Annotated in this window: 4 protein-coding genes; 3 read left to right on the top strand and 1 reads right to left on the bottom strand. The window is 56.5% G+C overall.

All coding sequences use genetic code 11. The annotated features are described in order from the left end of the window. Positions 1-28: 28 nt before the first annotated feature. From GIW04_RS31335 to GIW04_RS23600, 3 genes are all read left to right on the top strand, one after another. On the top strand, positions 29-5,014 hold the full coding sequence (locus GIW04_RS31335) for an Ig-like domain-containing protein (protein WP_236479245.1): 4,986 nt from the start codon (positions 29-31) through the stop codon (positions 5,012-5,014). Positions 5,015-5,278: 264 nt separating this feature from the next. Beyond that, positions 5,279-7,453, top strand: a complete 2,175-nt coding sequence (locus GIW04_RS23605) for a type I secretion system permease/ATPase (protein WP_120248371.1) — start codon at positions 5,279-5,281, stop codon at positions 7,451-7,453. A gap of 61 nt (positions 7,454-7,514) precedes the next feature. After that, positions 7,515-8,669 carry an HlyD family type I secretion periplasmic adaptor subunit gene (locus tag GIW04_RS23600; RefSeq protein ID WP_120248379.1) on the top strand — a complete coding sequence of 385 codons (1,155 nt, stop codon included), beginning with the start codon at positions 7,515-7,517 and terminating at the stop codon, positions 8,667-8,669. Positions 8,670-8,770: 101 nt separating this feature from the next. Here GIW04_RS23600 and GIW04_RS23595 read toward each other — a convergent pair. Further along, positions 8,771-9,302, bottom strand: a 532-nt coding sequence (locus GIW04_RS23595; protein ID WP_236479244.1) for an autotransporter outer membrane beta-barrel domain-containing protein, incomplete at its 5' end; no start/stop codon positions are given.

Genomic DNA, 9,302 nt, shown 5'->3' with positions numbered 1-9,302 from the left:
AGGTGTGGTGGGGCAGGAGATTGGTCTAGTGGCCAAGGCCAATGGCCAGACTTCGCCGGTCGCGGCGGTTGAGATTCCATTGCTCAAGCCGACCTTGGGTACCGTTGACACCGACAAGGGCGAGTTGCCAGTAACGGGCAAGCCGGGGGCGACTGTACAGCTGCTGGACAAGGACGGTAAGCCCGTTGGTACCCCGGTCATCCTCGATGAAAAAGGCCAGGGCGTGATCAAGCTGCCACAAAGCGTGGGCGGCGAGCCGGTGAGTGTGGTTGCCAAAGTCGGTGACAAGCAATCTCCGCCTGCATTGGCCGAAATTCCGCTGCTTAAGCCAGTGTTGGGCACGGTCGATAAACAGAAAAACCTGGTGGAAGTAGTAGGGAAGCCAGGCGCAACCGTACAACTGAAGGACCCGAGCGGAACGGCGGTGGGCGCGCCTGTGACTCTGGATGCACAAGGTAACGGGACGATAAAACTTTCGCCGAAATGGAGCGATCAAGGTTTTACGCTGACCCAGGCGGTAAACGGTCAGGAGTCTGTACCTGCATCGGTAGCGATTCCACTTCTGGCGCCGGAATTTATGCCGTTCGTTACGGGTTCCAAGATGGTCGCCTTGATCGGTAAGCCGAACACCAGTTTTGAAGTCGTGAGAGAGGGGGGCAAACCGAGCTACGCCACAGGGAAGTTTGATAGCGACGGCAATGCTTCGGTCCAGTTGAAATCAAATGCTTCCGGGCAGAAGATTGTTGCCTTCCATACAGGGGCTGACAGTGTTTCTTTCTCGGCACGAACTGGCTCTCAAGACGAGACATTGATTGTCCTTAAGAAGTCGGCTCTGGCAAAAATTTTGGGCTCGGAAACTTCTTCGGCGGTTGAGGTGCCGCTGTTTGCCCCGGACCTGACCTTGAATGATGACACTCTGAATGTCGTGGGCATGCCAAATGCCACCGTTGAGTTAAGCAATGCAGCCGGCGTCATGGTCGGTCAAACCAAGCTCGACGACAATGGAGATGGCGAGTTTGTGCTTTCCCAGGCTTTGAGTGGCGAAAGGTTCTTTGCCGTCGTCAAGAATGCTGGCAACAAGTCGCCGGAAGAGTCAGTGGATATCCCGCTGTTCACAGTGGAAGTGGGAACGTTTGATCGCCAGACCGAAAAACTTGCAGTCACCGGCAAGCCCGGCGCGACCGTACAGTTGCAGGACAAAGACGGCAAACCGGTAGGCGCAGCCTTGACCCTGGACCCGCAAGGCAAGGGTGCGATCAGTGTTCCAGCCAGTCTGGGCGGCGAGAGCGTCAAGGTTACCCAAACGTTCAACAAGGTCCAATCGGCTGCCAGCAACGCGGTTGCCATTGCGCCAATGAAACCGACGCTGGGCACCACCGACCCACAAACCGGCAAACTGGACATCAGCGGCAAACCAGGCGCCAGCGTGCAGTTGCAGGACAACACGGGCAAGCCGATTGGCGCGCCAGTAGTCCTCGACGCGCTGGGGCAGGGCCAGGTCCAGCTTCCACAGGCGATGAGCGGGCAGCTCATCAGCGCGGTGCAGAAGGTCAATGGTGAGTCTTCACTGCCTTCGGCGGCGATCCAGGTGCCGCTGCTGGCACCGGTACTCAATGCCGTCGACCCGCAGACCGGCAAGGTGGCGGTTGAAGGCAAGCCGTTGGCGTCCGTGCAGTTGAAGGACAGTGCCGGCAAATCCATTGGCCAGCCAGTGACGTTGGACAGTCAAGGTAAGGGGGTACTCCAGCTCCCGGCGACAGCCGGTGGGCAGGCTGTTTCTGCCGTGCAGACCATGGGTAAAGAGGTCTCCGCGCCTTCGGTTGCGGTCAGTGTTCCATTGCTCAAACCAACGTTTGGCGTGGTGGATGCACTCACGGGCACTGTGGCGGTTGAAGGCAAACCCCAGAGTACGGTGGACATTAAACTGCCGGACGGTACAACCGTCAGTGTACCGCTCAATGCACAAGGCAAGGGCAGCCTTACCTTGCCGTCCATTGCCAGCAGCGAGGCCCTTGAGGGTGTGCTCCGCGTTGGCACTGAAACCTCGGCGCCTGCGCCAATCACCGTACCGGTATTGGCGCCTCGGGAAGCGGCGTTCAATAACGACGGCAAAATTACCGCCAAGGGCAAACCGGGCGACATTATCCAGGTCAAGGATGCCGCTGGAACAGTATTGAGCAGTGGCGTCGTGAGCAAGGATGGCGTGGCAGTGATAGCCCTCAAGGCTGTACCGCAAAGCGGTGCCGTTCTGAGCCTGGTCGCCAATCACAAGGGCGAATCCTCACCTGCCGTGGAGGTCACTGCTCCCGTGGTTGATAAGGATCGCCCACTGCCGCCTACCGAGCTGAGCATCAGCCCGAGTGGCGTGCGCATATTGGGCAAGGCCAAGTCCGGGCAGAGCGTCAAGATCATCAATAAGGACACAGGTAAGGACCTGGGCACTTTCACGGTTGATCAGAGTGGTTACTTCTCGGCCAACATCGTTGCGCAACCTGGCGGCTCGCTGCTTGAGCTGACAGCCATCGAGGGCCAGAAAACCTCGCTGCCTGCGAAGTTGGCCACTCCTATGGTTGCCGATGGCGCGCCGCCGAAGCCTTTCGATCTAAGTGTCGATGCAACTGGCACCAAAGTGCTGGGTAAGGGGGCTCCCAACGCCGTCGTTCTGGTCAAGGCACCGGATGACAAGACCGTCATCGGCAAGGGTATTGTCAAACCGGATGGCACCTTCGAGGTATCGATTGCGCCTCAACAGGGCGGGCAACTGCTTAATGTGGCCTTGCAGCACAAGGGCAAGGAGTCCGGCTCGGAAACGGTGATGACCCCTTACGTCGTCTCCAATACACCGACCGAGGTTGCTATCGTTGATGCGGGCACCAAGGTCACAGGCAAGGGCCAGCCGGGTGACGTCATTCGGGTCAAGAATGATCAGAACGAGGACATCGGTTCAGGTGTGGTCAAGCCGGACGGGACGTTTGCGGTCACTATTCCTCGACAGCCGGGCGAGACGACTTTGGCGGTCACCGCGCAAGGGAAAGGGCTTGAGTCTGCACCGGCCTTTGTGCAAACCCCGGACATTGAGATCCCGCCGCTCAAGCTCCAGGCTCAGATAGACGCCACAGGTACCAAAATTACCGGCATCACCAAGGCCAAGGCTATCGTCACGGTCAAAGGTCCGGATGGTCAGGTGCTGGGAGCGCCTGTTCAGGCCGACAGTACCGGCAAGTTCAACGTGGACATTGCAAAACAAACACCTGGCAGTCTGCTTTCGGTTGTAGCGCAATCGGGAGAGGCCCAGTCACTGCCTAAGGTGCTCGTTGTACCGCTGGCGAACGGCCAGCTTGCGCCGCCGCTGGAGGCGTTGATCAGCTCTGACGGCAAAGAGATCTCCGGCAAGGCTGTGCCTAACACCCATATCGTGGTCAAGGATGCTGCGGGCAAACAGTTGGGGCAGACCACGCCCGTCGATGCAAACGGCAACTACAAGGTGGTGATCAATCCGGTTGCATCCGGGGGCGCAAAACTGGATGTATACTCGGCTTCTACCGATGGCAAGTTGTTATCGACACCCGTATCGGTGATTGCTCCGTTCCAGTTAGTGTCACAAGTGACGGATGTGAATGTCGGGCAGTTTATTAATCCTGACGTAGAGGGTGAGTCCATCAACGATAATGCTAACTTCGTCACTGTAGGGACCGGCCTATTCAATCTCCTCATCGACCTGTTGGGTGGTAATACTGCGTCTCAAACTTTTAAGTTTGAGGTGGGCAAAGACGAGAAGGTCACCCTTGGATTTCAAACATCCAAGGCATGGAGCATTGCTGTTGGTAACTTTAATGGTGTTGGGCTGGAAAAATGGGTGGATGGCTCATGGCATGAAGTCAGAAGTGACAGCACTGGCGGATTCTTTAATATTTCAGAATTGAATGTCGGCTGGAAAGCCGGGGTCGGTATCACTTTCGAAACGCCTGGCGAGTACCGCGCGGTGGTCAGGAATTTCGAAGCTGTCGGCTTGGGTATAACTAGCATTGGAGTCAGCGTTAAGAAAGAGTCTTTTGTTGGCGGCTACCCGGATAAAACTATCTACGGTAAGTTTGTGCTGAAGGATGGCGAGCCAGTTGAGAAGATGTTGACAGTCGGAAGTACTAGCGTTAATGATCTGGTTGATGTTGTGCTGAAGGGTAAGTATGGATCACTGATCGTTGCGGCTGACGGAAAATATAAATATATACAAGATACCAATCCGAACTTTGATAAGGGAGAGACGGAGAGGTTTATCTTTACGGCCAAAAACGTATGGGATCAAACTCGAACAGGGGAGCTTGACGTCAATATCAAGGCTTACTCCGTCGCCGGTAATTTGTTGCGCGCTGATCGTGGCCAAACTATTGATGCGGTCAAGGTGATGAAGGTCAACGACAAGAACATGGGGGACACGTTTACCCAATCGATTGATGGCAAGTTCGGGCGGCTGGAGGTGACCAAGGATGGGAAGTTCATTTACACGCCAAAACTCAGCCTGGATGTGTTGAACGAAACGGATGTGTTCAAGTATGTCCTCAAGCATGACAACGGAGAGACTGTCACCTCGACGCTCAATGTGCATATCGCCGACTTCAAGACGGTGACAGCGTTGAACGACATCACCACTACGCCTCTGGTGATGCCTGATCCTGTACTGGATGCGCAGATCGACGACAGCCAGGCGGCACCGGAAATGGCGAGTAAAAACGCGTTGCCGTCGCTCAACACGACGTCGGAGCAGAAGCTGGATCTGAGCAAACTGGTCAGCTTGCAACCCAAGACCAGTACATCGGAACAGCCACTGAAAGTGAAGTGGGAAGACCTGATGAAGACCGACAGTCCCGCGTTGACGGCTGGCAGTACGTTGGATCTTCCTGATTCATGGAAAGCCGATGGTCAAAAAACTGCCCACAACGGCAATGACTATCTGCACTACATCGACGCGGTGACCAAACAGGAGGTTTGGGTTCAGAGCGGTATTTCGGTGGTTTAAGGTGTCATAACAAAATCCCGGGCTGAAAGGCCCGGGATTCTTTTTGCAGGTATTACTTATGTTTCGAATTTTAAGTTCGCGCAATGGCGTTGCCTGCGTGATGGCCATGTTGTGGCTGGCGATAGGGTTAATGGAAGTTCAGCGAGTGTGCTCCTTAGTGGGGGCGCGACCTGTTCAGGGTGAAATTGGGTATGCCGTCTTTGACGATACTGCGGGTTGTTGGGCGGTTGTCGGGCGTGATGAAAAACATACCGGGTACCTGTTATGAGCCTGAATTTTGAAGCTGCACCAAAGGGCGCTCCGCAGGATGTTTCGCCGCCTTGGCTGGAAATGTTGTTGTTGGTAGCTCGGCATTACAACCTGAATTTCTCGCCTGAGGACGCCCGCTTGACTGCGGCCTGGCAGAACTCCGCCCATGGCGATGATCAGTTGTATGCCATCGCCAAGCACCTGGGGTTGTCGGTCAAGGTTGACGACGAACTGCAGGACGGCGACCTGACCCAATGGCGCATGCCGCTGCTGGTGCAGTTGCTGGATGGCCAGCTTGCGCTGATCCAAGGGGTGCGAGTGGAGGGGCAGTTGCAGGTCAAGCTCAGTGGCGATCACGGCTTACCGACGCTGCTCTCCCGTGAGGAGCTGGTGCAAAAGTGCCGCCGGGTGATCCTGCTACGCCCGACGGGCAATCGTGCGGATGTACGGGTCGATGCCTACATCAAACCCTACGACAAGAACTGGTTCAAAGACGTCATCCTGCTGGACCTGAAGTCCTACCGTTACGTAATGTTCGCGTCGCTGTTGGTCAACCTGCTGGGCCTGGCCGGGATCCTGTTTTCCATGCAGACCTACGACCGGGTAGTTCCGGCGGGTTCGATGCCGACCCTGTATGTATTGTTTATCGGCGTGCTGATCGCGGCCGGCTTCGATTTCATGATGCGCAATGCCCGCTCCCACTTGACAGACCTGTTGGGCAAGCGCGCCGACACGCGGCTGTCGGACAAGGTCTTCGGGCACGCCATCCGCTTGCGTAACTCGGCACGGCCGCGATCTACCGGCACGTTCATTTCCCAGGTGCGCGAGCTGGAACAGATTCGCGAGCTGATTACCTCCAGCACTATTACCGCGTTGGCAGACCTGCCATTTTTCCTGTTGTTTCTGGCGGTGTTCTGGATGCTGGTGGGGCCGTTGGGGCTGATCCCGCTGTTCGCCCTGGTGCTGATGATCGGCCCGGGCCTGCTGTGCCAGGGCAAGCTGGGGCGCCTGGCCAACGAGGCATTGAGAGAGTCGAGCCTGCGCAATGCATTGCTGGTGGAAACTATCCAGGGGCTCGACGACGTCAAGGCGTTGCAGGCCGAGCAGAAATTTCAACTGAGTTGGAACCATTACAACTCCACAACCGCCAGCGCGAACTTGCGGCTCAAGGCCTTGACCCATCGTTTGCAGTATTGGTCGCAGTCGGTACAGACCCTGGTCTTTGCGTTGGTGATCTTCTTCGGCGCACCGATGGTGATGGCAGGGGAGCTGACTACCGGTGCGTTAGTGGCCGCCTCCATTCTGGGTTCGCGCATGATGGCGCCGATGGCCATGTTGACCCAGGTGATCATCCGCTGGCAGCAGGCCAAAACTGCGCTGGACGGCCTGGACAAACTGATGCAACTGCCCACCGATCACCCGGAACATGCGCACAAGGTGCATCGCCAGCATTTGTACGGCGACTATGAACTGAGTCAGGCGAAATTTGCCTACGGCGAAGACAGCCCGGTGTTGCAGGTCGAGACATTGAGTGTCAGGGCCGGCGAACGGATTGCCGTACTGGGGCGCAATGGTGCGGGCAAGTCGACCTTGCTCCAGGCATTGGTTGGCGGTGTCGATGTGCGCAGTGGCGCCGTCAGCCTGGACGGTGTACGCCTCAATCATCTGGACCCGGCGGATCTGCGGCGGGATGTGGCGTTGTTGACCCAGGATGCGCGCCTGTTCCACGGCACGATTCGGGAGAACCTGCAGCTGGGCGCACCCCTGGCCGCAGACCAGGAAATGCTCACGGCGCTGGCGTTAACCGGCGCCAACGTCTTTGTCGAGAAACTGCCCACCGGGCTTGACCACTTGATCATGGAGGGTGGGCTTGGCTTGTCGGGTGGCCAGAAACAGGCGCTGTTATTGGCTCGCCTACTGCTTCGCCAGCCCAATGTCCTGCTGCTGGATGAGCCCACCTCATCACTGGATGAAGGCACCGAACAGTTGTTCCTGGAACACCTGGATGCCTGGGCCCAGGGCAAGACCCTGTTGATTGCAACGCATCGGCCAGCGCTATTGGCACTGGTCAACCGAATCATCGTCGTGGATGAAGGGCGCATCGTGCTGGATGAACCCAAGGATCGCGCGATCAGCCTGCTCAGTCGAGCACGTACAGACAGCACTCCCGGAGCTGACTCGAATGCCTAGTTTCCAGTATGTAAAAGCCCACTTGCGGCGCAAGGCGGCCAAGCGCTCGCGAATTGAGTCGATGGACCCGGCGGACGATGCAGCGCTGAGCCACGCAACCCGGATGATCAACACGGTGCTGCTGTTGTTCCTGGTCTTGGGTGCCTGGGCGTATTTCTCGCCGCTTGATGAGGTCTCCAAAGGCGATGGCAAAGTGATCCCCAGTTCCCATGAGCAAATCATTCAATCGCTGGAAGGTGGCATCCTGGCTGAACTCAAGGTTGCCGAGGGAGATCTGGTGGAGGTGGGGCAGGTCCTGGCCCAATTGGACGCGACCAAGACCCAATCCAATGTCGAGGAAAGTACAGCGCGCTACCGTGCGGTGCTGGCCAGTGCCACGCGCTTGCAGGCAGAAGTCAGTGGTACAGCACTGAGTTTTCCTGACGAGCTGTTGCAATACCCGGAGTTGATCACTCGTGAAACCCGGCTCCACCGCGAGCGCACCAACCGGCTCAAAGAGTCATTGTCGGGGGTCAATCAGTCTCTTCAACTGGTGGATCGCGAACTTCGTATTACCCAGACACTGGCCAGTCAAGGCGTGGCCAGCGATGTAGAGGTGTTTCGCCTCCAACGCCAGCGCAGCGAGCTTCAACTCAAGATGACTGAGCTGCGGTCGGCCTTCCAGGTGCAGGCGAGTGAGGAACTGACCAAGGCTCGGGCTGAGATCAGTTCGCTGAGCGCGGTCATTCGTGGGCGCGAAGACTCGTTGAACCGCATGACGGTGTTGTCACCGGTACGAGGCATCGTGAAGGGTATCGAGGTGACGACCATCGGCGGGGTTGTTTCTCCCAACGGTCGGTTGATGCAGATTGTGCCGGTGGACGATCAGCTGTTGATCGAAACGCGTATTTCACCGCGGGACATTGCCTTTATTCACCCGGATCAGGCGGCCAAGGTAAAAATCACCGCCTATGACTACTCGATCTATGGTGGGCTGGATGGCCAGGTGGTGACGATTTCTCCCGACACCATCCAGGACAAGGTCAAGCCGGAAAACTACTACTACCGAGTGTTTATTCGTACCCATTCCAGCTCTCTACAAAACAAGGCGGGCAAGCAGTTCCCCATCGCCCCGGGAATGATCGCCACGGTGGATATCAAGACCGGATCAAAGACGGTGCTCAGCTACTTGGTCAAGCCATTCAACAAGGCGCGAGAGGCGTTGCGTGAGCGCTGAGTGAAGTGGGTCGACCCACTTTTGCCAGCAACAAAAACGCCGCTCAGCCATGAGCGGCGTTTTTGTTTATCGGCAGTTTGAGTACGGTGAAATAGACCGGATCAAAACTCCCATGAACCGTATGCCGACACAGATTGATCTCGCATACCGCTTGCTTTTTCAGCCTGATAGTCCAGCCCCACGGAAAGTCCACCCTTGGTTTGCAAGGCAACCTTTGCATTCAGTTGCACAACATTTCGCTTCAATGGCAGACCTGCGACGCTGAAATCATTGCCATGGGATCGAAAGCTCATATCGGTGTTCGAGGAAAGGTCAGAAAACGTGTGTTTCAACCCCGCACCGGTCTGAAAGTTAACGCTGAGGTTATCCGTGTATTGAATAGAGTAGTTGATGCGCGCCCCTAACGTCCCGGCGTAAATGTCCTTTGCTTCCCGTTTTCCTGACAGGGAGAAAAGCTCTTTTTCCTCGGAGATTTTGGCGACGTCCAGACGGGTATAAGAGAGTCCCAGGTAAGGTTCAATATTGATCTGATCCAGCTTCACGTCATACGCCAGCTCTGAGAACACTTGCGCGCTATTGGCGTGATAGTCAGCTTTGGGCGAGGAGACTCTATCTTTGTAGTAAATTTTTCGC

The sequence above is a fragment of the Pseudomonas sp. PA-4-8C genome, from assembly GCF_021606625.1.
GTDB lineage: Bacteria > Pseudomonadota > Gammaproteobacteria > Pseudomonadales > Pseudomonadaceae > Aquipseudomonas > Aquipseudomonas lactis.
Note: the sequence above shows the minus strand (reverse complement) of the source record. Positions and strands in the feature narration are given on the sequence as shown.